Genomic DNA, 26,583 nt, shown 5'->3' with positions numbered 1-26,583 from the left:
AGGATGTCCGCGATGCGTTCGATGGCTCTCTACCGGGTGCCTCCTCTGCCTGTTGTGAATGTGAAGGCTGACTAGAGGACGGCAGAGAGTGCAGGCCATGGTTGGGGACGTGAATTACGCCGCTGAGAAGCGTGAGCGGATGCAGCGGGTACAGAGGGCTAAGGCTTTCGCTGAGAAGTGGAAGGGCCGAGGCTACGAGAAAGGCGATACGGCCTCGTTCTGGCTCGAGTTGTTGCGTGATGTCGTAGGCATGACTGATGTGACGACCGCAGCCCGTTTCGAGACTTCAACGAATCAGCGCGGCTTCATCGATGTCGTTATCCGTGATGCCAAGACTGTGGTGGAGCAGAAGTCTTTGGGTGTGGGCCTCGATAAGCCGGAGCTGCGTCAGGGCAAGATGGTGACCCCATATCAGCAGGCTAAGAACTACGCTGATTCTCTGCGCAATTCGGAACGGCCAGACACGATCATCGTGTGTGACTTTGACCGTTTCCGTATTCACGATCTGGACTCCAATGACCCGGAGAACGGCTACGAAGAGTTCCGTTTGGAGGAACTGCCGGAGCAGTTGCATCTGCTCGATTTTCTGGTGGAGCCTGAGCTGGAGCGCCGCCGGCGTGAAGAGATGGTGTCCCTTGATGCGGGACAGTTGATCGGTAGGGTCTATGACCTCTTGCGGGCCCAGTACATTGATCCGGATTCGGAAGACTCCAAGCATTCGCTTAACGTGTTGTGTGTTCGGCTGGTTTTCTTGCTTTTCGCTGAGGATGCCGGGCTTTTCGCGAAGGATGCTTTCTATAACTACCTCAAACCGGTTCCGGCAGATCGTGTTCGGCCCGCGTTGAAGGAGCTTTTTGTTTACCTGCGAACTAAGCCGGAAGATCGTGACCCTTATGCTTCGGACGCGTTGAAGGCTTTCCCGTACGTGAATGGTGGGTTGTTTGAAGCGGAGGTTGAGATTCCGCAGTTCACTCAGCAGATCGTCGATGTGCTGCTGGAGGAGGTCAGTGATGGCACGGATTGGTCGCAGATCAGCCCGACGGTTTTCGGCGGTGTTTTCGAGTCCACGCTGAACCCGGAAACTCGCCGTTCCGGTGGGATGCATTACACGTCGCCGCAGAACATTCATAAACTGATCGGTCCGTTGTTCTTGGATGAGCTGAAGGCCGAGTTGGATGGGATCCTTACGGCAGAGGGTGTGGGCGACCGTAAGCGGCGTAACGACTTGAACCGGTTCCACGACAAGCTCGCGTCTTTGTCGTTTTTTGAAACTTTCATGCCACGACGGATACAAACGCGCGCGAACTACGATTTAGCTGCCTGACTGGTTCACCGACGTAACCTCGCGCTTCATTGGACGTCGAAAGTCTTCGACTGTTTTTCATTATCTTCGACCCAGTGAACGGTTAGCTTTGTGCCTGCGGTGCCCATCGAATACGAGACTGGCACTTTCCAGATGACCCCAGGTTCCAGCGTGATTGGCTGATCATCCACAAGGAGTCTCATAAGGCCCGATGCGGCTTGGCCTTCGAAGGTCACCGCTTCAGCAGCGAGATCACCAGTATTGGTAACCTCAAACCAGTGTTTCGTTTCGTATTTGATCTTGCCGCGCTTGTCAATTTCCTTTTCGTGTCGCTCGCTCTTTGACTCGACGCGGAAGCGGACGCCGAGCGGCTCATGGCGCACCCCGCCCACGGAGAGATCGATTTTGACTAGGTCATGCTCGACGGCAGCCCAGACTTGGTTCTCCAGTTGACGGATGTCATCGAATTCTCCGAGCAGTCCCCGCTCCTTGATTTCATTCTTGAAATTTCGGAGACCCTCGAGTTGCGCAGTATCGACGTCATGAGGCAGTGGGGCTCTTGAGAAAAACAGGTGTACCGGTTTCCCGCTGTTTACTGCTCGCTCAATCTCTTCAACTGTTCCCGACACTGCATCTGGTGTTGGTGAGCCGAGTCGGCTGCCGAAGAGCGCGACCACGATGTCGGCTCCGTCGACTCCCTGGGTGTTGATGATCTCCTGAGGGTGACCTCCGAGCAGCGGTACAGAATTGGTCTCCCACCGCCACGGCAGTAAGACTACATTCCGAGTCGTCGCGTGGAGTCGATTCCATGAGTGCAGAGCGCCCTCGACTGCATCTCGGGCATCGGGTACGTCGGATGGGGAGGCGACGAGAACGCGCAGAACGGTTGCCGGAAAGCTCATGACTTTATTCAACGTGTCTAACTGCCCGGGTGACGAGAGGAGAGTCCTAGGACCACTAGGAACTGGTCGCGATTGTCTGTTCGCTGCCGTCGCGGCGCAGGCCCTGTCGCGCGCGGCCAAGGCGGGCGATACCTCTCGCGGGGCCGTGACGGCGGCGATCAAGACGACGGCCGAGTGGCTACACAATACGCCGGCGATCGCGCGCGATTCCTATATCAATCCGCGGGTGATCGAGCTGTTTGAAAAGGGCACGGTCATCTCGGGTAAGGCGACCGACGCGAAGGTGCGGGCCCTGCTGACCTAGGCTTCGTCGCTCTCCGGCCACGTGATGGGCGTGGGCGACACATCGCGGGCGGCGAAGCGCTCCGAGCCGATTCCGGCGGCGACGACGAGCACGATGCCAAGGACCTGGATTGGCAGCGGTACTTGGGCGAGGACGATCGCGCCGATAAGCACGCTGATCGCGGGCTCCAGCACATGAGGGTGCCGAAGGCGGCCGGGGCCATGGCACGCAGCGCGACGATTTCGAAGGCGAGAGGGATGACCGGCATCAGGAGTGCGAGCCCGAGCGCCGTGGCGATGACCGGCAGGGACAGGTACGGCAGCGCCTCGGGTAGCCCGATGGGCGCGTAGGCGATGGCGACGATCGGGATGGTGTAGGCGAGGGCGCTGATGCCGGAAAACCGATCACCGACGCGTTGGGTTAAGACGATATACAGCGCCCACCCGAGCCCGGAGCCGAGGGCGAACAGGATGCCGACGACGTCGACGTTACCGATCCAGGGCCGGGTCAGTAAGACGACGCCGATCATGGCGAGGGCGGTGACGAGACCGGCATCACGCCAGGTCATACCGCGCAGGCGCGGGCGCGCGATTGCCAGGATGAGGACGGCGCCGGCGGCCACGCGCAGCCAGGCAGCCCCGCGCGGCCCGACGTCGTTGATCAAGCCAACGGCGAAGGCTTCCGAGAGTTGGACCGAAAGCATGGCAAGGACGGCGAGTAGCCAGGGCGGCACCTCGGCCGCCCGGGCTTGCTGCTTGTCGCGCCATAGGCTCACCCTTCCAGGCTAAACCCTGCCTTGGCCATTGCCCACGCCTGCGGTTCAATGGGGCTATGACCCGACCCACGATCATGTTTGTGTGCGTTCACAATGCAGGCCGCTCCCAGATGGCGGCGGCTTTTGCCAAGACGCTGTCCGGCGGACGCATTGAGGTCCGCTCCGCGGGCTCCGCCCCCGCTGATTCGATCAACCCCGTGGTACGAGAGGCGATGGCGGAGGTCGGGATCGATCTGGCCGCGGCGCGCCCGAGGGTGCTGGTGGCTGAGGACGTGCAATCCTCCGACGTCGTCATCACGATGGGCTGCGGCGATGCGTGTCCGTTTTTCCCGGCACGCGCTATGAGGATTGGCAGCTGGCCGATCCGGCTGGGCAGGACCTTGCCACCGTGCGCGTGATCCGCGACGAGATTCAGGCTCGGGTGCGCGAGCTGGTGGCGAGCCTGCAGCCCTAGGCGCCGCGCCGACGCATTTGACCCCTCCCTCGACTTAGGTTAGGATCACCTTACTTTGTGGCGCGGCACAGGAGGGAATGCACATGGCGAAACGGGGTTTTGAGGGCGTGCTGACGCGCGGATTTGGAGCGCGCGACCACAGCGCAACAGTCACGGCCGTGACCTACCTCGCCCCGCATTTCGTGCGAATCCACCTGGTGAGTGCAAGTCTGCTTGCCGAGGTCGTTCTCGCGCCCACGGCCTGGCTGCGGTTCTGGTTCCCCGATCCGGACGGCAGCGACCAGGAACATCAGCGCGGCTACACCATCGTCGAGGCCGACCCGGATACCGGTGAGTTCGCGATCGACGTGGTGCTGCACGAACCTGCCGGGCCGGCCTCCAGCTGGGCAAGCCAGGCACAGCCGGGCGATACCATCGCGGTCACTACGCTCGGCTCGACGGGTTTCGTCCTGCCCGAGGAACTACCCGACGGATACCTCGTCATTGGTGATGCCGCGTCGCTGCCCGCCATCAATTCAATCCTCGAGGTGCTTCCATCCGAGCTGCCGGTCGAACTGTACCTGGAAGAGCACACGCTCGATGACCACATGCTGGAAATCCGCACGCATCCGCGCGCGCGAGTGCATTGGGTGCCGCGCGTCGATGAGGCGAGCCTGGCGGCGGGACTGGCTGCGCGGGACTGGTCGAACTGGAGCGCGTGGGTGGCGTGTGAGTCCGACAGCTTGAAACATGTGCGTCGCCGCCTGATGAACGATTTTGGCTTCCCGAAGTCCGAAATCCAAGCCCGCGCCTACTGGTGTTATGGGCGGGCATTCGGCAAAAAACGCCCCAAGGATCTGCCCGAGGCTGCCGCCGCGCAGGTACCTGCGGCCGGCGAGGCTGCGCCTATCAGCGGGACGTGGCGGGCTGAGGCCGGTCGGCGCCTGCTCGCCCCGCTGCGCACAACCTTCATCCTGGCGGCGATCGTGCAAGCGCTGGCCACACTCGCGCAGCTGGCCCCCTACGTCCTGCTCGTCGAACTCGCCCGGCTGCTGCTCGTCGGCGCCGGCACCGACGCGCTCATCCGCCTGGGCTGGTGGGCCGGCCTGGTCCTTATCGCGGGCGCGCTACTCACGACCGGGCTGATGACCTGGCTGCACATCGTCGATGCGCGCGTCAGTCAGGACCTGCGCACCCGACTGCTGATGACGCTCGGACGCGTGCCCCTCGGGTTTTTCGATACCCGCAGCGCGGCGCACATCAAGCAGCTGGTGCACGATGATCCGCTGGCGATGCACTACCTCATCACGCATGCGGTGCCCGATGCGGTCGGCGCCATCGTCGCGCCTGTGGCCGTCTTGGGCTACCTGTTCGTGATCGACTGGCGGGTGGCGCTCACCCTGCTGCTGCCGGTGCTCGCCTACCTGATCGGCATGTACATCATGATGACGCAGTCGGGCCCGCGCGTAGTGCAGGCGCCGCAGTGGCGCCAGCAGATGGCCAGCGCTGCTGACGCCTACCTGCAGGGGCAGGCCGTCGTGCGCGTCTTCGGGGGTGCAGCCGCCGCGCCCTTCACCCGGAGCCTGCGAGACTACCTCGATTTCCTGCGATCCTGGCAGCAGCCGCTTAGCGGCCGCAAAACCTTCATCGATCTGGTCACGCGCCCCGCGACGTTCCTGTTCCTCAGCTGCGTGGTGGGCACCGCGCTCATCACCGCGGGCATGATGGATCCGATCTCGCTGCTGCCCTTCCTCTTTCTTGGCACGACGTTCGGTGCGCGGCTACTGGGCGTCGGCTACGGTCTGCAGGCGCTGCGCGACGGTATGCTCGCGGCACGCCGGATCCAGGTCATGCTCGACCAGGAGCAGCTGTCCACGCTGCCTGAGGTCGAGCATGCGGCGAGCGCGCCGAGGCCCGCTGGTCTCGTCGAGTTCGATGATGTGAGCTTTGGCTACGACGCGTCTACCCCCGTGCTGTCGGGCGTCTCGCTGCGCCTGGCGCCCGGTACCATCACTGCGCTCGTGGGCCCGTCCGGTGCGGGTAAATCCACCCTGGCGAGCCTGCTTGCCCGGTTCTACGACGTGACCGACGGCGCAATCCGCATCGGCGGCCACGATCTTCGTACGCTCGAGGCATCACAGCTGTATTCGCGGGTTGGCTTCGTCTTCCAGAATCCGCAACTGGTGCGCGCCAGCGCCCACGAGAACATCGCGCTCGCCCGCCCGGATGCCAGTCGGCACGAGGTGGAGCAGGCTGCCCGCGCCGCTCACATTCACGAGCGCATCCTCGCCCTACCGGACGGCTATGACACGATCCTGGGCGCTGACATCGCCCTATCCGGCGGTGAACGCCAGCGCATCACCATCGCCCGTGCGCTGCTGGCCGACTGCCCAATCCTCGTGCTGGACGAGGCGACGGCATTTTCCGACCCCGAATCCGAATACCTCGTCCAGCAGGCGGTCAGCCGCCTGACCGCCGGACGCACCGTGCTGCTCATCGCTCACCGCCTGCACACCATCACTGGCGTCGATACCATCGTTGTGCTCGATGGCGGCCAGATCATCGAGCAGGGTCGGCACGAGGAACTGCTCGCACGCGGCGGTCGCTACGCCGAACTCTGGGCAGCCGCCGAGACGAAGGCCACCTCATGATCCGCACGCTCATTAACCTGCTGCCACCGGCCCAGCGCCGCCATATCACCCCCTACCTGGCGCTCACGGCGCTAAGTATCGCGCTACGCGCCGCAGCGGCGCTCGCCCTCATTCCGCTCATCTCGGCCCTGTTCAGCTCGCAGCCGGGTGATGCCTGGCGCCCTCTGGCCATGATCGCGATCGCTACGGCGCTTGGCTGGGGGTGCGATAGCGCCGCGGCCCGCCACGCCTACGCTGTTGGCTTCGTGCTGCTGGATCACGCTCAGCACACCGTCGCCGAGCGCATCACCACCATCCGATTGCAGTGGCTGACCGGCGATAACCTGGCCACCACGCGTCAGGCGGTCGCTGCCACCGGTCCCGAACTCGTCGGGTTGATCGCCTACCTGGTGACGCCGCTGCTGAACGCCCTTATTCTTCCGGCCGCGATCGGCATCGGCCTGCTGTGGTTTTCTCCGACGCTCGGCGCTGCAGCGCTGGCGTTCCTGCCGCTGCTGCTTGGCGCCCTCGTCCTCTCGATGCGCCTGGCGCGCAGCGCCGACGCCGCCGCGGATCGCGCCCACGCCCAGCTGTCCGAGCGCCTCCTGGAGTTCGCCCGCACCCAGCAGGCGTTGCGCTCCGCCCGCCGCGTCGATACCGAGAGCAGCCATGTCGGCCAGGCACTTGCCGCGCGCACTCATGCGATGAGTCGACTGCTCGCCTACCGCGCGCCCGAGCAGCTGGTTTTCACTCTGCTGACCCAGCTCGCCCTCATTGCGCTCGGCGCCCTCGCGGTCAGCCGCGCCGTCACCGGCGAGGTTTCCCCCGCCGCCGCGATCGCGCTCATCGTCGTCATCGTCCGCTTCTTGGAGCCCCTGGCGCTCGTGGCCGATATCACCGCCGGCTTGCAACTGACCACGAACGCACTGCGCACCATCCACACCGTGCTTGCCGCACCGCGCGAGCACCCCGGAACCGCGACACCAACCCTCTCAACCGCTCCCCAGATCGAGGTCGCCGACGTCACCTTCGGTTATGACGCCACGCGCGAGCGCCCCGTGCTTGACGGCCTGAACCTCACCTTCCAGCCGGGCACCACAACCGCGATCGTCGGGCCTTCTGGCTCGGGCAAATCCACCCTGCTGTTCCTGCTGGCCGGGCTCCACCAGCCCACCTCCGGAAGCATCCGTATCCAGGGCACGGACCTCGCCGAGCTCACTCCCTCCGCCCGCCGCGCCCTCATCGCCGTCATCTTCCAAGACCCGTACCTGTTTGACGGCACACTGCTGGACAACATCTCCATCGGTAATCCCCACGCCACCGGCGAGCAGATCGAGCGCGCCACCGCACTCGCGCGCGTGGATGCCGTTGCCGCGCAACTCACCGACGGCATGGCCACAATGGTCGGCGACGGTGGCACGCTGCTATCGGGCGGGCAGCGCCAGCGCGTCTCGATCGCCCGCGCCCTGCTCAGCTGCGCCCCCGTGCTGCTAGTCGATGAGGCCACCAGCGCGCTCGATACCGAAAACGAACGCGCCGTCGCCGCTGCCCTGAGCTCGGAGACCACGCCCCGCACCCGCATCATCGTCGCGCACCGCCTGTCCTCCATCCGCCAGGCCGACCGCGTCATCTTCTTCGATGCCGGCCGCGTCATCGAGGACGGCAGCATCGAGGACCTGCTCGCCCTTGATGGCCGCTTCGCCGCATACTGGCGCCAGCAGCAGGCCGCCAGCGCTTGGCGCGTGCGCTAGTGCTCCCGCCAAGCCCTACGGTAGATTCAACGCCCTAGCCTACGTGACCCAGCTCACCGCCGGGTTGAAAGGATGGCATCAAGAAACGCTGTGCAGCAATGGCTCTGGTTTTTGCAGCTACGCTCGCCGGTTGTGGCGACGAGACCGCACCTGAGAGTTCGGCCTCGCCTGCCACGAGATCACCCCCCCGACCACCTCAGCTCCTTCCATCAGCGCAAAGCTCAGCGTTGACAGCACGGATAAGCCCCTGACATCTGCCGCGTGCGCCACGATCGACGGGGAATCAACGGTGTCATTCGAAACACCGGATCAGCCGCAGTCGTTGCTCACCGTCAAGGTTGCCGATGGCGCCGTCAAGGATGTGATATGGCAAGCCGGCAACACCCTGCACTCCTGGGGAGGCGACTACTTTGGACGTGACCCGCTCGTGAGTGTTGACGCAGACCGCTGGCGGATCGAGGCCTCCGTGCGTGAAATTAGCGGCGACGGTGCGGCCGAACTCAAGGCTATGGAAATCCAAGCGGAGATCGACTGCACGTCTGACGAGAGCCATCATCGCGACGACCCGTATCAGTCGGTAGCCAACGGCCAGTACGCACCGAGCCCTGAGCGCAAAGCTCAGCTCGAGCAACTCGATGCTCTATTCGCCAAGACTCAAAGCGAGGTGATAATCGACGGGCAGGCAGCGACCGTCACGAAAACGTCATGTGACCCCAGCTTCGTCGCTAAAACCAATGTGAGGGCCGATCTTGAGATCGGCGGAGAATCAGCATCCCTATCGTGGGACTTCACCGATCCCGCCGTGCCAAAAGCCGTGGAGTTGCGTCTAACGGGCAACCAGCTTGGCTGGCAGCACGAAAAAACGTCCTACCCGCACACCGGGGTCGAGGGCAAAGCCCACGCACTGCGCGGCACGGTCTATTCCGATGACCTGTCCAAAACCAGCACCATCGAGCCCGTCATTTTCTGCGAAGCAAAAGTATGGACACATCGTCTTGGGAACCTACTGCTGCTCAATCGCCGGAAAAACTCCAGTGCTTGCAATTATGACTTCGATGTTAAGAAGGAGAAGTACTTCAAGTCCGGGAAAGGCGTGGCCGTGTTCGCACTCACCACGCAGGTACTTGGAGAGCCAGTGTGGACTCCCAGTGGTATCGAGCGACGTCAGAAAGAGCTTTTGGAGATCTTGATTAAGGAGTGGCAACTCTAATCACACCCTGGCGCCTGCCCAATGTCCGCCTTGATGGCTACTACTTGGATGCTACCGTCGCGGAAGTGGAAAGACACCGTACCGTCGATGTTAACGGCGCCTTTGTCGAGCAAAGCTACGCAGAGGTATGGGCTGAAGGCCAACTGTTCAAGATCAAGGTAGGCGGTCTCCTGCCTGTAGTAGTGGTAGGCGGCCAGCCGGTTGTGCTTGTTGTGGATTTCGTCAACCACGGCAGCGTGCTCAGCTAACAGCGCCTGGTGCTGTTCGTGGCTAGCGTTGAACGCCTTCTCGTAAACCTGTTGGTCTTGCGCGACGCGTGCGTTGTGGGTGATTAGTGATTCGAGCTTTTTCGCTACCTGGTCGATCTGGGCGATCAGTCCGGCTGCTTCGACTTCGAGGTCGCTGGTGTCGAGCGCGTCGAGTACGGCGTGGTTGACGGTGTCATCAGCAGGTGAGCCGAAGCGGAGGCGGATAGCCTCGAGGAACATGTACTTGAGTCGTTCATCGTTGATGTGCCCAGTAGTGCACATGGTGTCGCCTTTGTATTTGTGGCCGCAGCGCCAGATGACCTTTTCGTATTTGCTGCCTGCGTGCCAGGTTTTCGATCCGAAGAAGTGCCCGCACTGGCTGCACTCGAAGGTCGATGAGAAGGGCCGGGTGCGATGCTTAGTTCGCTGATTCCTAGCGCCTTTAGCTATCTCGGCTTGGACGAAGTCCCACACTGCGGGGCTGATGATCGCCTCATGACTGGCGGTGACGTAGTACTGGGGTACTTCGCCTTGGTTGATGACTTGACGTTTCGTCAGGTAGTCAGCGATGTACGACTTCTGCAGGAGTGCGTCGCCCTTGTATTTCTCGTTGGTGAGAATCGCTCGTATGGATTGGTAATACCAGGTCTTGTTTCCTGCGGCGGTGAAGGTCTCTGGTTCGTCGGTGAGGGTGCGGGCGATCGTGCCGATGGACATGCCGCCTAAGTACATGTTGTAGATCCGGCGCACGGTTTTGGCTTGCTCGGGGTTGATGACTAGGTTCCCGTCTTCGCCTTTGTCGTATCCGAGGAACCGAGAATATGGGACGGTGACCTTGCCGTCGGCGAAGCGTTTGCGGTGTCCCCAGGTGACGTTTTCTGAGATGGAGCGGGCTTCTTCTTGCGCCAGCGAGCTCATGATGGTGATGAGGAGCTCGCCTTTGGCGTCGAAGGTCCAGATGCCTTCTTTCTCGAAGAAGACCTCCACGCCTTTGTCTTTGAGGGCTCGAACGGTGGTGAGCGAGTCGACGGTGTTGCGGGCGAACCGGGACACGCTCTTGGTGATGATCAGGTCGATCTTGCCGTCGAGCGCGTCGGTGACCATCTGCTGGAATCCAGCGCGGTGTTTGGTTGAGGTGCCTGTGATGCCTTCATCGGTATAGACCTTCACGAACTGCCAGCCCGCGTGGTCGCTAATGTAGCGGGTGTAGTAGTCGACCTGGGCTTCGTAGGACGTCACCTGATCGTCGTGGTCGGTGGACACGCGGGCATACCCGGCGACCCTGCGCAGGGTTGTCTGTCCAAGTGGAGCACCAGTGTGGAGCGCTCGGGTGGCGGGGATTGCTGTGACGGTGCGGACCATTTAGCGTTCGCCTCGCTCGGCGCGCAGGCGCTCAGCCTCTGCCTTGGCCACGGCCCGGTACTTCGCCAGCGCTTCTGGTGGTGTTGGTGCTTGCCGTGGGTTGTCCAACCCGAGCCTTTTGGCTTCGGCCCAGCGAGCACGCACGAGTTCACCCCAGGCGGCTTTTCTTACTGGGGTCCACGAGCTCTTCTTCAGGTTTGGTCGCCACGTGTGCGAGCTGCTGGTGCCATCGGTGTAATGAAACGTGTATTGGTCTTTTCCCTGCACGTCGATGTGGTCGATACGCTCGGTGAACACGTCCTCGTCGAAGGCCCCGATACCCAGGACTCGGGCGATGAAGCCTTTGAGTGCCGTGTCAGAGATCTCGCAGGTGCCGCATCCGGTTTTGCGGCCTTTCTTGCGTTCGGTGCAGATCCAGTGCTCGGTGGAGATCGAGTTTTGGGTTTTCGGATTGCGTACGTTGCGCACAAACGAGCAATCGCAGGACACGCATTTGATCTTCGACGTCAACGCCACAGTTTCTATGGACCAATTCGCCCGGGCACCGAGCTCGCGACGTCGAGCGATCTCGGTTTGTACAGCGGTGAAGGTGTCGCGGTCGATGATCGCGGGGATCGCGTTTTCCACCAGGTATTGCGGCAACTGGCCGGTGTTGCGTACTGCTCGTCCAGGTCTGCCTTCCGGAGTGGACCATCGCCCTAACAGGAGGTCGCCGGTGTAGTGCGGGTTCTTCAGGATGTGACGGACCCATTCGCCGGGCATCTTGTTATCAGCCAGGTGCGGAACCCTGCCGTCGGCGATGAGCTGTGCGGCCATCTTTTCGCACGAGGTCTTCTTCATGTACTGGGCGAAGATCCAACGCACCACGGCTGCTTCTTCTTCGATGATCTGCACGTCGGTGCCGTCAGCGGAGTCGGTGTAACCGTACAAGTGGAAGCCGTTCGCTTTGCCTTCTTCGAAGCCTTTCCAAATGCGCCACTTCACGTTTTGGCTGATTTGCTCTGATTCTGCCTGCGCGAAAGACGCCAGCAGGGTGAGCATGAGTTCTCCGTCAGCGCTGGTTGAGGAGATGTTCTCCTTTTCGAATCGCACCTCCACCCCGAGGTCTTTGAGCTCGCGAATGGTTTCGAGCAGGTCGACGGTGTTGCGAGCGAAGCGCGAGATCGACTTGGTGAGGATCAGGTCGATTGCCCCTTCCCGGGCAAGGGCCAGCATTTCTTGGAACTGGGGTCGATGTGTGGTGGTTCCAGAGATTCCAGAATCGGCGAACACTCCGGCGAACGTCCAGCCAGGAGTGTCGTGAATGAGTTGCTGGTAGTAGGAAACTTGGGTGGACAAACTCAGCGGTGTGCGTTCGGTTTCCATGCTGATGCGGGCATACGCTGCCACTTTCACAAGCGGAGAAGTGCTGATCGGTGGCGGGGTGATTTGCTCCATTCTCTTCAAGGTATTTCTCCTAGTCAGACAGGGTTTCAGGTTGTATCCATACATCACTCAAACCCTCGAGATAGTCAACGAAACTGGCTCTTTGTAGGGCGGCTAGCGGCGCATCTGGGGCGTCGAGGCGCTGGCAGACGGTGATGGCTTCGCGTGGGGTGAGGATGCCGCGTTCGAGAAGCTTCTTGACCTGCGTGAGCTGGTGATGAGCCGTCAGCTCGGCTGCCATGTTCATCGTTTACCGCCACGTGTGTTGAAACGGTGCTGGATGTAGCACGGGTGGCAGCAGTACTTGCGTTTCGCCCGGCTTGTGCGAGCAACAGTGACCTGTCGGTGGCAGTTCGCGCAGACCAGTTCTTCGGTGACCACGGTTCGGTGGGTGGCCCACCAGGCTCGTCGGCACGCGGTGGAGCAGAACTTCGATCCTTGCCGGAGCTCGATTGGCTTGCAGCAGTGCAAACACCACACTCCAACGGGGTCGCTGACCTGCTCAACGGCAGGGTCGACGGTGATTCCGTGTCGCAGACAATAGGTCTTGACACTGTTGGCGTTGAGGTCCAGGTGCGCGGCGATACGAGAGTAGGCAACCCCCGCAGCGCGCATCATCTGGATGTGATGGTGATCAGTCTGGTTCAGAGCCATGAGCAGGCCCTCCTGGCAACGAGGCGAAAGGTGGTCGCCTATACGCCGGTTGCACCAGACGAAACCGGACAGCAGAAACAATGCTCCCTGCCGCGTTCGCGCCCGTGGCTGGGGTTTGCGCCTCTATTCGGATAAGGCAGTTATTCTTTGCTCAATTCACAATGCGGGCCGATCGACGTGTGAGCCGTGACAGAGCAAGGGCGGGTGAAGATGACTGACGACGACGGTGAACTCCCGGTGTTTGTCGACGACCAGTCGTACTGAACCTGTTCAGAATGCGGCTCAGATTGTGTCCCTGACCCGTTTGCTGCAGGCGAAGGTGAAGGCATCCGTATCGCGTTCATCTGCCCGAGCTGTGGAGTGCAGTCCGTCATCGACCCGTTCGACGACCTGCGGTAAACACCAGCTCCGCAAACGCAGAAAAGGCCCCGCCACCACCTCGATGAAGGTGATGACGGGGCCAGAGAGTGTTCTCGCGTGGGTTAGCCGATGCCGAGCTTCTCGTTGACGCGCTTCTGCACGGCCGCGTAGTTGGCCCCGAGGCGGCGCTTGCGTTCCCCGCCGTTGCCACAGTCCCCACGGATCACCGCATCAGCCAGTGCATCGATGTTGACGGAGGGCTTGGTGGGGTTTCCTCCGGTGAGCTTCTCGTTGACGAGCTTCTGCACGGCAGTGTAGTTGGCTCCGAGTCGGCGTTTGCGCTCGTCGCCGTTGCCGTACTCGCCTCGGATGACCGCGTCGGCGAGGGCGTCGATGTTGGCGGAGGGCTTGGGCGTGGGCGGTGTGGGCTTTGCCGGTGGTGTCGGGGCGGGCTTGGTGCCGCTCATGCGGTCGTACCAGTACTGGGCGCGTGCCATGTAGGCCGCATGCTGGGAGCCTGCCAGCGAGGCCGGGCATTCGGTGGAAGCGATACAATGAGTGGAACCATGACGACGGCGTACATTGCCCAACGGCGATTCTGGTTGAAAGGAATCGTCGCGTCGTTACGGAACACTACGGTGTAAAGTACGGTGGCCGTCGCCAACCCGAGCAGGATCCAGAAAAATGTTCCAGGAACCCAGGGTCGGAGTACCCCACGCCCTTGACGTTTTTGACGTAGGCCTTCCCTGCACCCATCACCGCGGTGTATAGCACGGCAAGCCAAATTGCCTTCTTCATTAGCTCTCCTTGAGTGGGCCAGGCCCGTTAGATTAGATGTTTCCTCGGGGCATTGGCCCCGGGATATCTGGTGGCTGAACGATAGCGGAGGATACCAGTGTGGCGTCCACCGTGGCCACGATGTGACGATGAGGGACGCCGGCTCGTGCTTCCTGTAATAGACGTGCCAAGGTTGCGATGAGCTCAACGGTTGAGGTCTGCTGCGAAGTGGTCCCGATCAAAGAGAGCGAGAGCCGCGCGAGCGACCACCTCCGGCTCCGTAATCGGGATGGCGTGACCAGAATCACGTGCCACGATGAGCTGGGAACTTGCTGTCCGAGCGGCAGATAAGTGGTGGGCCTTGCGGATTGCCGCACGCATCTTTTCGCTCTCGCCGACCATCGCTTGGGCGCCACTGATCACGGTCACGGGAGAGCCGTAGTGCTGATCGTCGGTTGCTAGCTGCGCGAGACCAGTACGCAACGATCGCAATTCGGCAGCGGCCTCACGTGCTGCTGAAACGGTCGTAGAGTCCTGAAGCACTCGTGTCATCACGTCCGGCGGCAGCCCTCGGAGAATGGGGGTGTACATCGCAGAAAGCAACCGCAGCCGAGCAAGCGACACTAGACTCAGGCGCTGCAGGGCCAAGGACAGCGGGCGGAACTTATCCAAGAGGTTTTCATCGCTTGGATCGACGAGCACAAGTCCTGCGACGCGCTCGATGCGGCCCGCCGACATGCCCTGTGCAGTACGTACGATGGGACCGCCCCAGCTATGTCCGACGAGGACGACAGACTCGTAAGATTGAGCTTTAACGACACACGCCAGGTCGTTAGCGAGTCGTTGCAGTTTCCGCGTAGCTGGATCCGGATCGCTGTCGCCGATGCCCGCCCGGTTATAGGCGACCACGCGGCAGTGGGGCGCAAGGTGGCGCATGACCGGAATCCAGTAGTGTGCGCTCATCCCCAGGCCAGCCTCACACACGACCAAACGCGGCCCCTCGCCGAGGCTGATCGATGCTAAGCGTCTACCGTCAGGAGTCACGACCACATCACGGGTGGGCATCGGCTGCATAGGCGTGCCTTTCTCGCGGTGACCGGTGTGGGCTCGAACGGCGTGATCATACCAACGCCGCTCACACAGACAAAGATAGGCTACCCTAATTCATCCTGACCGAGGAAGCTGTGAAAGCAGGATTGACCGTAGAAGGATCTGACCCCCGTGGGGTAGACACCTGATATCCAACCCTGTCGGGTTGGGAAGAAAGGTAATCTACCGCCATGCCTAGGTACTCCGAAGAGTTCAAACGTAATGCCGTGGCTCTCTACGAAGTGAAGCGTCCTGGGTTTGGTTCCGATCGTTTCTAGAGAAAGATTGGGATCATGCCAAGGAAGTACAGTGATGAGTTCAAGGCCAAGGCGGTGCGTCTGGCTGAGGAATTTGTTGAGCTTGAAGGGTGCTCGAAGTGGGGTGCGGCGGTTGAGATCGGTGACAAGGTCGGTGTCTCCGCGCACACGCTTAATAATTGGTTGAAGCCTTCAGGGCCGTCACACGGCGTCGAGGGCAGCTCCGGCGAGTTAGCAGACGATGAGCTGAAGCGTCTGCGGCGAGAGAATAAAGAGCTGCGCAGGGCGAACGAGATGGCGGATTCAACCGGTCAACGCAATGGGTGCTGTGAGATGAAGCAGACGTTGATCTCAGGAGGCATCGGTTGCAGGGCAAGCATGGTCATCTCAGTCGTGAGCAGAAGCAGCTCGCGCTCCGTCTCCACTCGAAGGGATGGAGACTCATCGACATCGCTCGCGAGATCGGGTGCACGGCGCTGATGGTCGGCCGCATGGCGAGGGAAGGGCGTCACCTCGACGGGAAACCGTTCGGCTGGGAGCCGCGCGAGGGTCATCTGACGGTCTTCGACCGCGAGGAGATACTCGTGGGTCTCGCCCGCGGTGACACGCTCACTGCGATCGCGCGCAGCCTCGGGCGGGCGGTGTCGACGATCAGCCGCGAGGTCAAGCGGGGCGGCGGACGCGAGGAGTACTCGGCGTGGCGGGCGCATGAGGACGCCCGGGAGCAGGCCCGCAGGCCGAAGCCGTTCAAGCTTGACGGTGGCCGGTTGCTCGAGACCGTGACAGCGCAGTTGAAGCAGCTGTGGTCGCCGCAGGAGATCGCTGCCCGCCTACGGTTGGAGCATCCCGACGACCCGGAGATGCACGTGAGCCACGAGACGATCTATCAGTCCCTGTTCGTACAGGGACGCGGGCAACTGCGCCGAGAACTCGCCCGCTGCCTGAGATCGGGACGCACGGCCAGGAAGGCGCGAACGGCAACGGATCGGCGCGGCCGTCTGCCAGGGATGGTCATGATCAGCGAGCGCCCCGCTGAGGTCGAGGACCGTGCCGTTCCCGGGCATTGGGAAGGCGATCTCATTCTTGGTGAGAACAGCCGTAGCGCCGTCGGAACCCTCGTCGAACGCAGCACCCGCCTCACGCTCCTGCTGCATTTGCCTGATGAGAAGAGTGCAGACAAGGTGGAGGCCGCGATGCGCGAAGCGATCACCGCGCTCCCGTCGTCGCTGGCGCGGACGATCACCTGGGATTAGGGCGCGGAGATGGCCAAGCACCTCGAGTTCACAGCCACAACCGGGATCCCGATCTACTTCTGCGACCCGCACTCCCCGTGGCAGCGGGGCAGCAATGAGAACACCAACGGGTTGCTACGTCAATACCTTCCGAAGAGCACCGATCTGAGCATCGTTAGCCGCGCGGACCTGACCGCGATTCAGGACTCGCTCAACGGCCGACCGCGCAAGACGCTCGGATATCTGACACCATCGGAGAAGTTCACGGAACTCGTTGCGACCACCGGTTGAATCCGCCATCTCGTTCGCCCGCCGCAGCTCACGATTCTCCCGCCGTAGCCGTTTCAGCTCTTCGAGCTCATCTGTAGTCGCGCCCGGCTCAGTACCGGCATCACGTCGGGCCTGTTTCAGCCATCCCCGCATCGTATGCGGTGAGACTCCAAGCTTCGTACCAACCGACTGGGCAGCCGACCACTGCGAGCATTGCGTGTCCTGAAGATGATCCTCCATCAAACGCAACGCCCGCTGCTTGAACTCCTGGGTATACACAATTGGCATGATCGGGTCTGTCCGATGAACGGTGTGTGGGGTCCGGCGGTTTTCATTAGTGGGTGGTTCTCTCGAACCGTCCGGCGAAGGTGATCGCGAACGCGTTTAGTGCAGGCTTCCACCTCATCACCCAGCGTGCCCGGCGTCTGCGAAAAGGTGGTCGGCCTCGGCGATGAGCTCCAGGGCGCATTCGCTGCGGCCGCGTGCGTTCGGGCCGAAGCCATCGATCGGGGCTTCGGTGAGGCGGTAGACCTGGGCGCTGTTGCCGTAGCCGTCTTTCTTGGTCCAGGTCGCGAAGGTGGCCAGCGTGTAGTCGCCGTGTGCGAGGATCGCCCCGTAGGAGTCGACGTGCATCTGCAGGGCTTCGGTGGTGAGCTTCTCGGTGGTGTTCATGGCTGTTGTCCTTATCCTGAGGGGCTGTTCTTTTGTCATGTACATACAGCCATAGGTGCGGGCGCTTATCCAGTCGTATTTGCCCAGATCAGGCACTATTTTTTGGGATCTACAGCACTCGGAGACCGTGGAGAATCAAGGCTTGTGACGAGGGGAAACCCCGCTCGTGGCAGGGTTTCCGGGTGCCAGCAGGTCAGGCGTTGCGATTGATGCGTCAGTTCTCCTTCCTGCTTACCGGGGTGCGCCAGGCGGCGTCGCCTTCCAGGCCTGCCAGCAAGATGCGGCGTGCCTGCTTGTGTTCGGGGCCGATGAAGCCCAGGGAGAGCAGGAAGCAGCGCATCGTGTACTTGTCATTGCCCGGTGCAGGCGGCGTGGATCGGATCCGGGTTGCCTCCTGGGCGCGCTGGCAGAGCTTTGCCACAAGCGGGATCACCGCCTCGCGTGCCGTCTCCGGCGTAATCGACTCACACCACGGGAACGAGACGGTCTCGTCATCGTTGAACTGCACGGGTGTGGCCGGGATGCCCAGGGCCTTGGCGATCAGTGGCCCTTTGGCCGCTAGGAGCGCTTCGAGGTTGGCGCGAGTGCGCTCACTCCACCCGGTGGTGGGCATCGTGACCGTCAACGCCACCTCGCCCGGGTCGGCGGTTTCAAAGCCCGCCTTGTGTGCGGACTCGAGCACGGCCTGCGCCTCGATGCCATCTGGCAGGTAGAGGGTCCAGTCCCGATCCAGCGTGGCGTCTGCGATCTGGTAGGCAAACGAGGGCGTGCCCAGATAGGTGGCCTCGGTGCCAAGGTGATCGGCGAGAAGCTGGGCGAGCTTTTTCCTGCCCGTTTTGTGCGGGGTGAAGGCGAGGATGCTCATGCCACGACCTCCTTCTCGAACCAGGCGGCCACCATGCTGAGGAAACGCGTCGGGTCGTATTCGATCACGCGCACCACCAGCTGGTAGCCGCGAGCTCTGGCAACCCGCAGGGTTTCCTCGGGGTCGTAGACGTTAACTCCGGCTGCAATCAGTTCGCTGATTTCGATGTGTAATTCACTCATGACCAGTCCTTTTCGCTCGATTCCCCGGGGCTGGGGGTGCTTTCGGTCATGTACATACAGCCATACGTTTTTCCGCTTATCCAGTCGTTTTTGCCCTCATCAACGGCTCATTTTCACGCCCCTGTTTTACCTGCATTTCCGGGGTTTTATTCGCGGTCGCGGTCGACCTGTTTGACCAGATCCAGATACGTGTACTGGGTGTTGCCTCGCTGGCAGGTGATCCCGGCCGCGTCCCCGGTCGCCTCGGCGTAGCGGCGCAGGATCACCGAGGCGTACTTCTCGTCCAACTCCATGAGGTAGGCGATGCGGTCGGTCTGCTCGGCGGCCATCAGGGTCGAACCGCTGCCAGCGAACGTGTCGAGGATGATCGCGTTGGCCTGAGTGGAGTTGCGGATCGGATAGGCCAGCAGGTCCAGCGGCTTGGAGGTCGGGTGGTCGGAGTTCTTACGCGGCTTGGCGAAGTTCCAGATCGTGGTCTGTTTCCGGTCAGCGAACCACTTGTGCTTGGCTCCCTGCTTCCACCCGTGGAGCACTGGTTCGTGCTGCCACTGGTACGGCGAGCGTCCCAGCACGAGGGAGTCTTTGACCCAGATGCAGCAGCCGGAGAGTTTGAACCCGGCGTCGATGAACGCTTTGCGGAAGTTCAGCCCTTCGGTGTCGGCGTGGAACACATACGCCGACCCACCCTTGTCGAGAACGCCCGCCATGTTGGTAAACGCGGTGAGCAGGAACTCGTAGAACGAGTCGGCCTTCATCGCATCATTCTTGATCGTGAGCCCGTCGGACGACTCGAAGGCGACGTTGTAGGGCGGGTCGGTGAGCACCAGGTTCGCGCTCTTGCCATCCATGAGCACCGCGACATCGTCTGCGTTGGTGGCGTCCCCGCAGACCAGGCGGTGCCTGCCGACAGTCCAAATGTCCCCGCGCTGGACGAACGATGCGGCCTCGAGAGCGGCGGTGAGATCAAAGCCGTCATCGGTGACCTCGTCATCATCGAGGGAACCAATCATCGCTTGGATTTCGTCATCGTCGAAGCCGGTGAGCTCGGCATCAAAGTCGGCCGCGTCCAGGTCGGCGATGAGCAGGGCCAGCTTGGACTCGTCCCAGTCGCCGCTGATCTTGTTCAATGCGACGTTCAGGGCCTTCTCGCGGGTCTCGTCCAGTTCGACGACCACGCAGTCAACATCAGTGTGGCCCAGGTCGGCGAGCACTTTCAGGCGCTGGTGGCCGCCGACGACGTGGCCGGTGGTGTGGTTGTAGATCACCGGCTCGACATACCCGAACTCCGCCAGCGAGCGCTTGAGCTTGTCGTATTCTGGATCTCCCGGTTTTAGGTCCTTACGCGGGTTGTAGTCGGCGGGCTTGAGCTCACTGATGGGTAGCTGCTTGATGAGCACGGCGGGTCACCTCCGTCTTGAGCTTGTCGGTAAACGGCAGCGTCCATTCCCACTCGCTCAGGCCATGGCCCATGTGCCCGCAGGTGGCAAGCTTCGCGTAGATGGGGGCTCTAAGGCCGAGGCGTTCGATCATCGCGGCCGGTCGCAGCGGGAAGATCGCCTGGGCGGCGTCGGTGAGCAGCCAGTCCGAGTGCTGACCTGTGCCGAAGGTGTCGATGTGGAACGCGACCGGGTCGGCCTTACCGATCGCATAGGAGATAGCGACGTGGCATTCTTCGGCCAGGCGCGCATCCACCACGGTTTTCGCGATCAGGCGCGCCATGTACGCGCCCGTCCGGTCGACCTTGGAGGGGTCCTTACCCGAGAACGCCCCGCCACCATGGGGTGCAAGCCCGCCGTAGGTATCGACCATGAGCTTTCGGCCAGTCAGCCCAGTGTCTGCGGCAGGGCCACCCTCGACGAAACGCCCTGAAGGGTTGATCAGGATTTCGGTGTGTTCGTCGATTTCGATCTCGCGACACGCCGCCGAGATAACCAGCGAAATCAGACGCTGGTTGAAATCCTCCACGTTAATGCCTGGCTTGTGCTGGACCGAGACCACAATCGTGGCGATACGTTTAGGGGTTTCGCCGTCATACTCAACAGTGACCTGGGCTTTCCCGTCCGGGCCGAGCTCTGGAATCTTGCCGTCTGTGAATGCTTGATCGAGACGCTTGCAGATCCGGTGAGCATAAACCAGTGGCAACGGGAGTCGTTCTTCGCTCTCGGCTGTGGCGTAGCCGTAGACGGTGCCTTGATCGCCAGCACCAACCATTACGTGAGAACTCGTATCACCGTGGCGTGCTTCTAAAGATTTATCGACCCCGCCAGCAATATCGCTCGATTGGCAGTGAATTTTGGCGCGGATGCGGAACCGGCGCGGATCATAACCCACATGCTCAAGCGCTGCGCGTACCAGCATCGGAATCTCAAGCTTTGCCTTGCAGGTGATCTCGCCAGCGACATAGATGCGTGCTTTGATTGCCATCACTTCGACAGCCACTCTGGCGGCAGGGTCTTCGTAGAGGGCACGATCCAAAATGCAGTCGGCGATGTAGTCGCACAGCTTGTCCGGGTGCCCGGCGCGCACGCTTTCAGCGGTTTTCAACGACATATACAACTCGCTTTCATAAATTGATATGGGGTGGGAATAAAAAAGTGAGCGCCAGCTGTGCGGGCGCTCACTAAGACGATGATTGAGAAGTGGGTCAGAGTTAAGGCAGCAGGGTATGTTCGATGCCGTCTAGGATCACATCGATGACGAGGTCGTAGTATTCCTCGGACATCGCTTCTTCTTCATCAAGGTGTGAGAGAGGCTCCAGGTAAGAGTTGACAATACTGGTCAGTCCAACAGATTGAGCCATCATAGGCTCAAGCCTGACAAGCATTTCGTGCAGGTTGTGGCGAGGTTGGATTTGATTGGATGCGCGCAGGTTTCTCGCTCCGATCGTGTGGATGATCGAGTTCGCGATAATTGTGTAGGCCACAGGCGAATTGTCACCAAACCCAGCTTCTTGTAGTTTGGCCCAGGCTCCATCGATCATCGGCAAAAACTGTTCAGTGAACTTGCCCCGCGCGAACCTGTCGGTAATCCCTGGATATGCTAACAATGCGGGGCGTAGATTGTGAGCCATAGCTCGAAACCAGGCTTTCCATTCAAGGTCCGGGTCGGGAACTTCAATCCCGACACATACCCGGTCTACAACAGCATCACAAATGGCTTCCTTGTTTGGAAAATAATGATAAATCACTGAGGGAACCACGCCCAGTTCACGGGCAATGTCCCGTACTGACCATCCCTCAACGCCACTGATCGCGCTTAACTGTACAGCTTGTTTGACAATCAGCTCGCGTGATAGCCCAGCCCTTCGCCCCGTTAGCACAGTGTTCATAAGGTGACCCTTAACTTATTCCTTCACCCTTACTAGAACACCATTCTACAATATCCCTAAGTGAAACAGTGTTCTAGTAATGGAGTGTAGTGATGCCTGACCCTCGTAGTAATAAGCCGACACAGAGTTCTATTGATCCAGGAGCGCAAGCGAACCTGGTAGTGGGAATCGTTTTTCTCGCCTTTATGGGGCAAATGATTCTCAATCCGATCATCGCGCCACTGTCACGACAGATGGGATTGCGGGAATGGCATATTGGCGCCACTATCTCTTTGGCAGCGATTGTACTAGCGAGCTTGAGTGCTTATTGGGGGCGAGCTTCCCAACGTGTCGGCGCTAAAGGTGTACTCGCTGCCGGGCTTGTGATCGCGATCATCGCTTTGAGCGCCTTCGGTATTGTCTCCTACCTGGGGATGAACCAGGTAGTTGGCGGTGTCGGACTAGTTTTTGGTGTTGTGATCACTCGTGGTTTGCTCTATGGCGGAGGGATTTCAGCGATCGCCCCGACCGCGCAAGCCCACCTGGTCACGCATGCTGCCAGCGAGAACGGGCGGGTAAAAGCACTGGGCATGATTGGAGCGGCTCAAGGGATGGCCTCCATTGTTGGAGGTGTTACTGGAGGTGTGTTAGCCGCTGCTGGTGGCCTGCTCTTGCCCTTGGTGGTCATGCCCGTTGTGATGGTGATTGGTCTGGTTGTTCTCTTGGTGAGTTTCGCACCTCAAAGCCAAGGGCAACTTTTTGTAAAGCCTCAACGGATTCGCTTCACTGATCCGCGTGTAGCTCCCTGGCTAGCAACTGGTCTGGTGATGTTTCTTGTGTTTTCTTCTGTTGCTACGATTTTTGGATTCACTGTTCAAGACCGCTTCGCCCTGTCGGCAACTGCGACCGCAGGTATTTCCGCGATTTACCTGACCATCATGGGCGTGACCATGATCATTGCCCAAGCGGTGATTGCTCCAAAGACAGGGTGGGGAGCAACGAAGCTTTTACGTACTGGTCTGACCATTACACTAGTTGCAACTGTGCTCATTTGGCCTACCTCCTCGCACGCTTTACTGGTTGTCGGGTGTATCGTGCTGGGGGTAGGTATGGGACTGGCGATGCCCGGGTACAACACTGGCCCAACCTTGAAGATGAGTGCAGATGAGCAAGGCGCAGTGGCTGGCATCATTAACGCTAATAATGGGTTGGCGTACGCGATTGCCCCGCTGGCTTCGACCGCCCTTTACGGGTGGAACCCGCTGGCACCCTTCGCCGTCTGTATCGCCTTGATTGCAGTGGTCGTCATCTACGCCCACACCGCACCCGCACTACGCCAATAACTATGAGCGTGCCTGAAGTAGCCGTTCCATCACGTTATCCGCAGGAGTCGGCCCCGAGTAGTCCACCAGCGAGTTGGCTTTGACCACATCGAAAATCTCGTACCAGAGCGTATTCGCCTGCTTGCTAAACGACTGAGACATGGCCACGAATGGGGACGCGATAGCCGCCCCCGTGGTCGGATGCTTACCCAACAGGCCAAAATCGGAGATTGCTTCTTCGCATTGAATGAACCGAGCAAAATTCTGCGCATAAGCCTCAATCAACCGTGGAGCTACGAGTTTTTCGCAGCCGCGCTCCTTGAGCCAGTTCCAGGTATCGCGGTAGATTACGTCAGCACCCAAAGGGTTACCATCACGCTGCACAGCCGCCAAATAAGCCGAAGGTTCTGGCATTACGCTACCTTCAAGATCCCCGCCCGCTTCCAGATCTGGTGGGTCGAGCGACGCGATGTGGAGGACGCGTGCGTCTTTGCCTTCGGTGATCTTCTCAAACGCAGGTGTGGGCTTCGCACCTGAGCCTGCTCTGCGTCCGCCGCGCAGTGTTCCGTCTTTCGCCATGAAATCTCGCCTCCTTCCAGGCGGTTAGCCCGGTGATGGAGGGCTTGGGGGTTAATACCCTGTTTGATTCGGTCTTTTTGTGTACGGTTGGCCCCGCCCGCTGAGGAGCAGCCCAGCTGTGGAGATCCGCTCGCCCCCACCCCCTCGGCAAGCGCGCCACGTCGCCTCGTGCCGGGCCAGCGGCCTCGAAGTTGGCACAGGTGAGGGTCGGCAGGGAGGCCGCGACAGGCGGGCACACAGCCCTTTTTAGTAGCTGTAGACCCGAGGGGCTTGCCGCCACCGGTCGCCATCGAGCGCGGACTGGCGCGAGTGGCACGGCTTGCACAGACTGCGCAGGTTCGACTCGTCGTGGGTGCCGCCGTGGTCGAGCGGGATCACGTGGTGGACCTCAGCCACGGGCGTGTACCGGCCACGGGCCAGGCAGTCCTCGCACAACGGGTGGGCTTCGACGTAGGCCGCGCGGATCTTTCGCCACCGGTGGTCGTAGCGTCGGTTGATCTTCGGGTCGCGCTGGTAGGTCCGGTAGCGGGTGTCCTCGGCGCGGGCGTGCTCGGGGCAGAACCGCGTCTCGGTCAGCTCGGGGCAGCCGGGCTGGGAGCACGGGCGCTTGGGTTTGAAAGGCATCCGTCTCACCACCCTTGTCGTTCATGGCAACGACCCCCAGACGAACCGTGATGATTCGTCTGGGGGTCGGGACCTACTTTTCAACCACTTACAGCATGCGACAGGCACACCCTGAAAGTCATCCCCTCTTTGCGACACTCATGCGCGCCAATGCTTCAGTCTCTGCCGAACAAGAGACGCGCGAAGCGGGCAAGGGCGCGCTGCTTCTTGGCGAAGCAGGGGACTGCTGAAGGTTCGATTGAGTCCAAGACCGCATGACTTTGGAAGGGTCGTGCTGAAAGGATGGCGATCGTGCCAAGAATGTATTCGGACGAGTTCAAGCGTGACGCAGTGGCGCTGGTGAACAGCGGCTTGTCGCAGAAGCAAGTGTGTAGAGACCTTGGAGTCTCGAAGTCCGCGTTGCAGACGTGGGTCAAGGACGACCGGTTCCGGGCTCTCGGGTTCACGCCGACCACAGACGTCGAGGAACGCCGCGAGATGACGGCCGCGATGCAGCGGATCCGCGAGTTGGAGATGGAAAACGAGGTGCTGCGTCGCGCGGCGGCGTATCTCTCGCAGGCGAATCTGCGGACCCCAAAATGATGTACCCGCTCGTCCGCGAGATGGCCGCCTAGAACGCCCCGCTACGGGTGCCGGTGGCGGTGGCGTGCCGGGTACTGGGCTTCTCTGAGCAGGGGTACTACCAGTGGCGCCAACAGCCGATTTCTGCTCGCCAGCAGGAAGAGGGGCACCTCATCGAGGTGTTGCACGAACTCCACGAGGACGATCCCGAGGGCGGCTACCGTGTGCTGGCTGACGACCTCCACGATCTGGGCTACCAGATCTCGGAGCGGCGCGTGTGGCGGCTGTGCCACGTTGCGGGGATCTCCTCGAGGATCACCAGCCGCAAACGCAAGTACCGCAAGGCCGGCGCGCCGGTCCATGATGACCTCGTGCAGCGGTTGTTCGTCGCTGATGGCCCTGACCAGGTGTGGGTCACCGACATCACCGAACACTGGACTGACGAGGGGAAATTGTACTGCTGTGCGATCAAGGATCTGTGGCACAACAAGATCGTCGGCTACTCTATCCAGCCCAGGATGAAGGCCCGGATCGCTGTCGATGCGTTGACGATGGCCGTCTATCACCGTGGCTTCCCGAAAGGCGTGATCGTGCACTCGGATCGCGGCTCGCAATTCCGGTCGAAGAAGTACCGCAAAGCCCTCAAGAAGTTCGGGCTGCGCGGCTCCATGGGACGTGTTGGCCCGTGTGGTGACAACGCTCCTATGGAGTCATTCTTCGCGCTCCTGCAGAAGAACGTCCTCGACCGGCAACGCTGGACCACCCGCCAAGAGCTACGACTGGCGATCGTCGCATGGATCGAAGGGATCTACCACCGCAAACGACGACAACGACGCCTAGGCAAACTGACCCCCCGTCGAGTACGAGGCAATCATGGCCCCCACCACTACACTGGCGGCATAAACCATGGGCTCAACCAAACCTTCAGCAGACCCATTTAGACCCTTGTCCATTACTTAAAAAACCACCTAGAGTAAGAGTGGAATCGGGAAGATTATGGAGGGTTATAATGAGAATTCGACGTCAAGCTCTACCTGTTAGTGCTCTGCTCGCTACCTTAGCATTGTTTGTAGGCTTCGTGATGCCACCTGCCCACGCATCTCCAATTGCAGATGACGACACAGGTGACCAGCCAGTATCAGCCAATGCGCCCTCTGTTGATCTGTCAAGATCATCTGCTCGGGAATTAGATCCGACAGGCTATTGGACGGAAGAAAAGATGCGATCTGCAATTCCTGCAGACAAATTAGCTCCCGAATTTTATCAAACCGATACGAACCCATCCGATGAGTGATCTAAAAGGTTGAGCTTAGGAGAAGATTCGTCAGATCCTGTGTACCCCGAATTGTCGCCAGGACAACAAACTCGGAATGCCGTAGTACCTTCAACAGCTGGAAAAGTATTTTTCAGCTATAAGGGTAAAAACTATGTGTGCTCAGGTTCGGCAATTAACGGTCCGACGAAAAACGTGGTGTCTACCGCTGGCCACTGCGTACATGGGGGAAAAGGG

At 60.8% G+C, this 26,583-nt stretch carries 24 protein-coding genes and 4 pseudogenes; 11 read left to right on the top strand and 17 right to left on the bottom strand.

Translation table 11 applies throughout. From position 1 onward, the window contains the following. Positions 1 to 97 precede the first annotated feature (97 nt). Positions 98 to 1,324 (top strand): type IIL restriction-modification enzyme MmeI, encoded by a 1,227-nt coding sequence (locus JOD50_RS00870; RefSeq protein ID WP_338052111.1) that lies wholly within the window; start codon positions 98 to 100, stop codon positions 1,322 to 1,324. A 26-nt stretch (positions 1,325 to 1,350) separates the two neighbouring features. Here JOD50_RS00870 and JOD50_RS00865 read toward each other — a convergent pair whose 3' ends face one another. Next, positions 1,351 to 2,205, bottom strand: a complete 855-nt coding sequence (locus tag JOD50_RS00865; RefSeq protein WP_204880060.1) for a DUF4062 domain-containing protein — start codon at positions 2,203 to 2,205, stop codon at positions 1,351 to 1,353. Here JOD50_RS00865 and JOD50_RS00860 point away from each other — a divergent pair. After that, the gene (locus JOD50_RS00860; protein ID WP_204880059.1) at positions 2,204 to 2,509 is read left to right on the top strand and encodes a hypothetical protein; all 306 of its coding nucleotides are present in this window, start codon (positions 2,204 to 2,206) and stop codon (positions 2,507 to 2,509) included. The two genes, JOD50_RS00865 and JOD50_RS00860, sit on opposite strands and share 2 nt — an antisense overlap. On the opposite strand, the gene JOD50_RS00855 is transcribed toward JOD50_RS00860, so the two are convergent. Next, positions 2,460 to 3,263, bottom strand: coding sequence for an EamA family transporter (locus JOD50_RS00855; RefSeq protein ID WP_239541480.1), 804 nt, complete (start codon positions 3,261 to 3,263; stop codon positions 2,460 to 2,462). The genes JOD50_RS00860 and JOD50_RS00855 overlap by 50 nt on opposite strands. 56 nt (positions 3,264 to 3,319) lie before the next feature. Here JOD50_RS00855 and JOD50_RS00850 point away from each other — a divergent pair. The 4 genes and pseudogenes from JOD50_RS00850 to JOD50_RS00835 all read left to right on the top strand — a co-directional run bounded on the left by JOD50_RS00850 (position 3,320) and on the right by JOD50_RS00835 (position 9,287). Beyond that, positions 3,320 to 3,717, top strand: a pseudogene (locus tag JOD50_RS00850) (arsenate reductase ArsC). Positions 3,718 to 3,800: 83 nt separating this feature from the next. Continuing rightward, positions 3,801 to 6,347: an ABC transporter ATP-binding protein/permease gene (locus tag JOD50_RS00845; protein ID WP_204880058.1), complete on the top strand. Its 2,547-nt coding sequence runs from the start codon at positions 3,801 to 3,803 to the stop codon at positions 6,345 to 6,347. After that, a complete protein-coding gene (locus JOD50_RS00840; RefSeq protein ID WP_204880057.1) occupies positions 6,344 to 8,077 on the top strand; it encodes an ABC transporter ATP-binding protein in 1,734 nt (577 codons plus the stop codon). The genes JOD50_RS00845 and JOD50_RS00840 overlap by 4 nt, the downstream gene beginning before the upstream one ends. 289 nt (positions 8,078 to 8,366) lie before the next feature. Then, positions 8,367 to 9,287 carry a GmrSD restriction endonuclease domain-containing protein gene (locus tag JOD50_RS00835; protein ID WP_204880056.1) on the top strand — a complete coding sequence of 307 codons (921 nt, stop codon included), beginning with the start codon at positions 8,367 to 8,369 and terminating at the stop codon, positions 9,285 to 9,287. Here JOD50_RS00835 and JOD50_RS00830 read toward each other — a convergent pair. The 3 genes from JOD50_RS00830 to JOD50_RS00820 are packed head-to-tail and all read right to left on the bottom strand — an operon-like array spanning position 9,284 to position 12,563. After that, positions 9,284 to 10,897: a recombinase family protein gene (locus tag JOD50_RS00830; protein ID WP_204880055.1), complete on the bottom strand. Its 1,614-nt coding sequence runs from the start codon at positions 10,895 to 10,897 to the stop codon at positions 9,284 to 9,286. The genes JOD50_RS00835 and JOD50_RS00830 overlap by 4 nt on opposite strands. Continuing rightward, positions 10,898 to 12,334, bottom strand: a complete 1,437-nt coding sequence (locus JOD50_RS00825) for a recombinase family protein (RefSeq protein ID WP_204880054.1) — start codon at positions 12,332 to 12,334, stop codon at positions 10,898 to 10,900. 19 nt (positions 12,335 to 12,353) lie between these two features. Beyond that, positions 12,354 to 12,563, bottom strand: coding sequence for a dihydroorotase (locus JOD50_RS00820; protein WP_236587407.1), 210 nt, complete (start codon positions 12,561 to 12,563; stop codon positions 12,354 to 12,356). 104 nt (positions 12,564 to 12,667) lie between these two features. On the opposite strand from JOD50_RS00820, the gene JOD50_RS00815 reads away from it, so the two are divergent. Beyond that, positions 12,668 to 13,111, top strand: a complete 444-nt coding sequence (locus tag JOD50_RS00815) for a hypothetical protein (protein WP_204880053.1) — start codon at positions 12,668 to 12,670, stop codon at positions 13,109 to 13,111. A gap of 347 nt (positions 13,112 to 13,458) precedes the next feature. On the opposite strand, the gene JOD50_RS00810 is transcribed toward JOD50_RS00815, so the two are convergent. From JOD50_RS00810 to JOD50_RS00800, 3 genes are all read right to left on the bottom strand, one after another. After that, positions 13,459 to 13,926 carry a hypothetical protein gene (locus tag JOD50_RS00810; protein ID WP_239541478.1) on the bottom strand — a complete coding sequence of 156 codons (468 nt, stop codon included), beginning with the start codon at positions 13,924 to 13,926 and terminating at the stop codon, positions 13,459 to 13,461. Positions 13,927 to 13,969: 43 nt separating this feature from the next. Continuing rightward, positions 13,970 to 14,134 carry a hypothetical protein gene (locus tag JOD50_RS00805; protein ID WP_167594494.1) on the bottom strand — a complete coding sequence of 55 codons (165 nt, stop codon included), beginning with the start codon at positions 14,132 to 14,134 and terminating at the stop codon, positions 13,970 to 13,972. Between the two features lie 183 nt (positions 14,135 to 14,317). Next, entirely contained in the window at positions 14,318 to 15,187 is an 870-nt protein-coding gene (locus tag JOD50_RS00800) for an alpha/beta fold hydrolase (protein WP_204880052.1), read from the bottom strand. A gap of 308 nt (positions 15,188 to 15,495) precedes the next feature. Here JOD50_RS00800 and JOD50_RS10665 point away from each other — a divergent pair, with 308 nt between their 5' ends. Together JOD50_RS10665 and JOD50_RS00790 are read left to right on the top strand one after the other, a co-directional pair. Next, complete coding sequence (locus JOD50_RS10665; RefSeq protein ID WP_204880051.1) at positions 15,496 to 15,939, top strand: transposase; 444 nt, start codon at positions 15,496 to 15,498, stop codon at positions 15,937 to 15,939. Beyond that, positions 15,825 to 16,982, top strand: a pseudogene (locus JOD50_RS00790) (IS30 family transposase). The gene JOD50_RS10665 and the pseudogene JOD50_RS00790 overlap by 115 nt, the downstream one beginning before the upstream one ends. A 24-nt stretch (positions 16,983 to 17,006) precedes the next feature. Here the strand turns inward: JOD50_RS00790 and JOD50_RS10660 are convergent. The 7 genes and pseudogenes from JOD50_RS10660 to JOD50_RS00760 form a co-directional block, all read right to left on the bottom strand. Then, positions 17,007 to 17,249, bottom strand: a pseudogene (locus JOD50_RS10660) (transposase); the annotation flags it as partial. A 117-nt stretch (positions 17,250 to 17,366) separates the two neighbouring features. Beyond that, the gene (locus JOD50_RS00785; protein ID WP_473964622.1) at positions 17,367 to 17,594 is read right to left on the bottom strand and encodes an Nmad4 family putative nucleotide modification protein; all 228 of its coding nucleotides are present in this window, start codon (positions 17,592 to 17,594) and stop codon (positions 17,367 to 17,369) included. A gap of 253 nt (positions 17,595 to 17,847) precedes the next feature. Then, entirely contained in the window at positions 17,848 to 18,498 is a 651-nt protein-coding gene (locus tag JOD50_RS00780) for a hypothetical protein (RefSeq protein WP_204880050.1), read from the bottom strand. Beyond that, positions 18,495 to 18,680 carry a hypothetical protein gene (locus tag JOD50_RS00775; RefSeq protein WP_034375438.1) on the bottom strand — a complete coding sequence of 62 codons (186 nt, stop codon included), beginning with the start codon at positions 18,678 to 18,680 and terminating at the stop codon, positions 18,495 to 18,497. The genes JOD50_RS00780 and JOD50_RS00775 overlap by 4 nt, the downstream gene beginning before the upstream one ends. A gap of 146 nt (positions 18,681 to 18,826) precedes the next feature. Further along, positions 18,827 to 20,077: a DNA methyltransferase gene (locus tag JOD50_RS10570; protein WP_204880049.1), complete on the bottom strand. Its 1,251-nt coding sequence runs from the start codon at positions 20,075 to 20,077 to the stop codon at positions 18,827 to 18,829. Further along, a complete protein-coding gene (gene metK, locus JOD50_RS00765; protein WP_204880048.1) occupies positions 20,049 to 21,230 on the bottom strand; it encodes a methionine adenosyltransferase in 1,182 nt (393 codons plus the stop codon). The genes JOD50_RS10570 and metK overlap by 29 nt, the downstream gene beginning before the upstream one ends. A 100-nt stretch (positions 21,231 to 21,330) precedes the next feature. Beyond that, entirely contained in the window at positions 21,331 to 22,008 is a 678-nt protein-coding gene (locus JOD50_RS00760) for a TetR/AcrR family transcriptional regulator (RefSeq protein ID WP_065422052.1), read from the bottom strand. Positions 22,009 to 22,100: 92 nt separating this feature from the next. On the opposite strand from JOD50_RS00760, the gene JOD50_RS00755 reads away from it, so the two are divergent. Further along, positions 22,101 to 23,330, top strand: a complete 1,230-nt coding sequence (locus JOD50_RS00755) for an MFS transporter (RefSeq protein ID WP_204880047.1) — start codon at positions 22,101 to 22,103, stop codon at positions 23,328 to 23,330. Here JOD50_RS00755 and JOD50_RS00750 read toward each other — a convergent pair whose 3' ends face one another. After that, positions 23,331 to 23,888, bottom strand: coding sequence for a P27 family phage terminase small subunit (locus JOD50_RS00750; protein WP_042406079.1), 558 nt, complete (start codon positions 23,886 to 23,888; stop codon positions 23,331 to 23,333). 246 nt (positions 23,889 to 24,134) lie between these two features. Further along, positions 24,135 to 24,512, bottom strand: a complete 378-nt coding sequence (locus JOD50_RS00745) for an HNH endonuclease (RefSeq protein ID WP_014320314.1) — start codon at positions 24,510 to 24,512, stop codon at positions 24,135 to 24,137. A gap of 291 nt (positions 24,513 to 24,803) precedes the next feature. On the opposite strand from JOD50_RS00745, the pseudogene JOD50_RS00740 reads away from it, so the two are divergent. Further along, a pseudogene (locus JOD50_RS00740) lies at positions 24,804 to 25,976 on the top strand (IS3 family transposase). The last annotated feature ends 607 nt before the right edge of the window (positions 25,977 to 26,583 follow it).

The sequence above is a fragment of the Pseudoglutamicibacter cumminsii genome (assembly GCF_016907775.1).
Taxonomy (GTDB): Bacteria; Actinomycetota; Actinomycetes; order Actinomycetales; family Micrococcaceae; genus Pseudoglutamicibacter; species Pseudoglutamicibacter cumminsii.
This window is presented reverse-complemented; position numbering and strand designations above follow the sequence as displayed.

Coding starts and splice junctions, on each gene's coding strand:
- JOD50_RS00870 (WP_338052111.1), top strand. CDS start 98: ATGGTTGGGGACGTGAATTACGCCGCTGAGAAGCGTGAGCGGATGCAG.
- JOD50_RS00860 (WP_204880059.1), top strand. CDS start 2,204: ATGACTTTATTCAACGTGTCTAACTGCCCGGGTGACGAGAGGAGAGTC.
- JOD50_RS00865 (WP_204880060.1), bottom strand. CDS start 2,205: ATGAGCTTTCCGGCAACCGTTCTGCGCGTTCTCGTCGCCTCCCCATCC.
- JOD50_RS00845 (WP_204880058.1), top strand. CDS start 3,801: ATGGCGAAACGGGGTTTTGAGGGCGTGCTGACGCGCGGATTTGGAGCG.
- JOD50_RS00840 (WP_204880057.1), top strand. CDS start 6,344: ATGATCCGCACGCTCATTAACCTGCTGCCACCGGCCCAGCGCCGCCAT.
- JOD50_RS00830 (WP_204880055.1), bottom strand. CDS start 10,897: ATGGTCCGCACCGTCACAGCAATCCCCGCCACCCGAGCGCTCCACACT.
- JOD50_RS00825 (WP_204880054.1), bottom strand. CDS start 12,334: ATGGAGCAAATCACCCCGCCACCGATCAGCACTTCTCCGCTTGTGAAA.
- JOD50_RS00820 (WP_236587407.1), bottom strand. CDS start 12,563: ATGGCAGCCGAGCTGACGGCTCATCACCAGCTCACGCAGGTCAAGAAG.
- JOD50_RS00805 (WP_167594494.1), bottom strand. CDS start 14,134: ATGAAGAAGGCAATTTGGCTTGCCGTGCTATACACCGCGGTGATGGGT.
- JOD50_RS00800 (WP_204880052.1), bottom strand. CDS start 15,187: ATGCAGCCGATGCCCACCCGTGATGTGGTCGTGACTCCTGACGGTAGA.
- JOD50_RS10665 (WP_204880051.1), top strand. CDS start 15,496: ATGCCAAGGAAGTACAGTGATGAGTTCAAGGCCAAGGCGGTGCGTCTG.
- JOD50_RS00785 (WP_473964622.1), bottom strand. CDS start 17,594: ATGCACGTCGACTCCTACGGGGCGATCCTCGCACACGGCGACTACACG.
- JOD50_RS00780 (WP_204880050.1), bottom strand. CDS start 18,498: ATGAGCATCCTCGCCTTCACCCCGCACAAAACGGGCAGGAAAAAGCTC.
- JOD50_RS00775 (WP_034375438.1), bottom strand. CDS start 18,680: ATGAGTGAATTACACATCGAAATCAGCGAACTGATTGCAGCCGGAGTT.
- metK (WP_204880048.1), bottom strand. CDS start 21,230: ATGTCGTTGAAAACCGCTGAAAGCGTGCGCGCCGGGCACCCGGACAAG.
- JOD50_RS00760 (WP_065422052.1), bottom strand. CDS start 22,008: ATGAACACTGTGCTAACGGGGCGAAGGGCTGGGCTATCACGCGAGCTG.
- JOD50_RS00755 (WP_204880047.1), top strand. CDS start 22,101: ATGCCTGACCCTCGTAGTAATAAGCCGACACAGAGTTCTATTGATCCA.
- JOD50_RS00750 (WP_042406079.1), bottom strand. CDS start 23,888: ATGGCGAAAGACGGAACACTGCGCGGCGGACGCAGAGCAGGCTCAGGT.
- JOD50_RS00745 (WP_014320314.1), bottom strand. CDS start 24,512: ATGCCTTTCAAACCCAAGCGCCCGTGCTCCCAGCCCGGCTGCCCCGAG.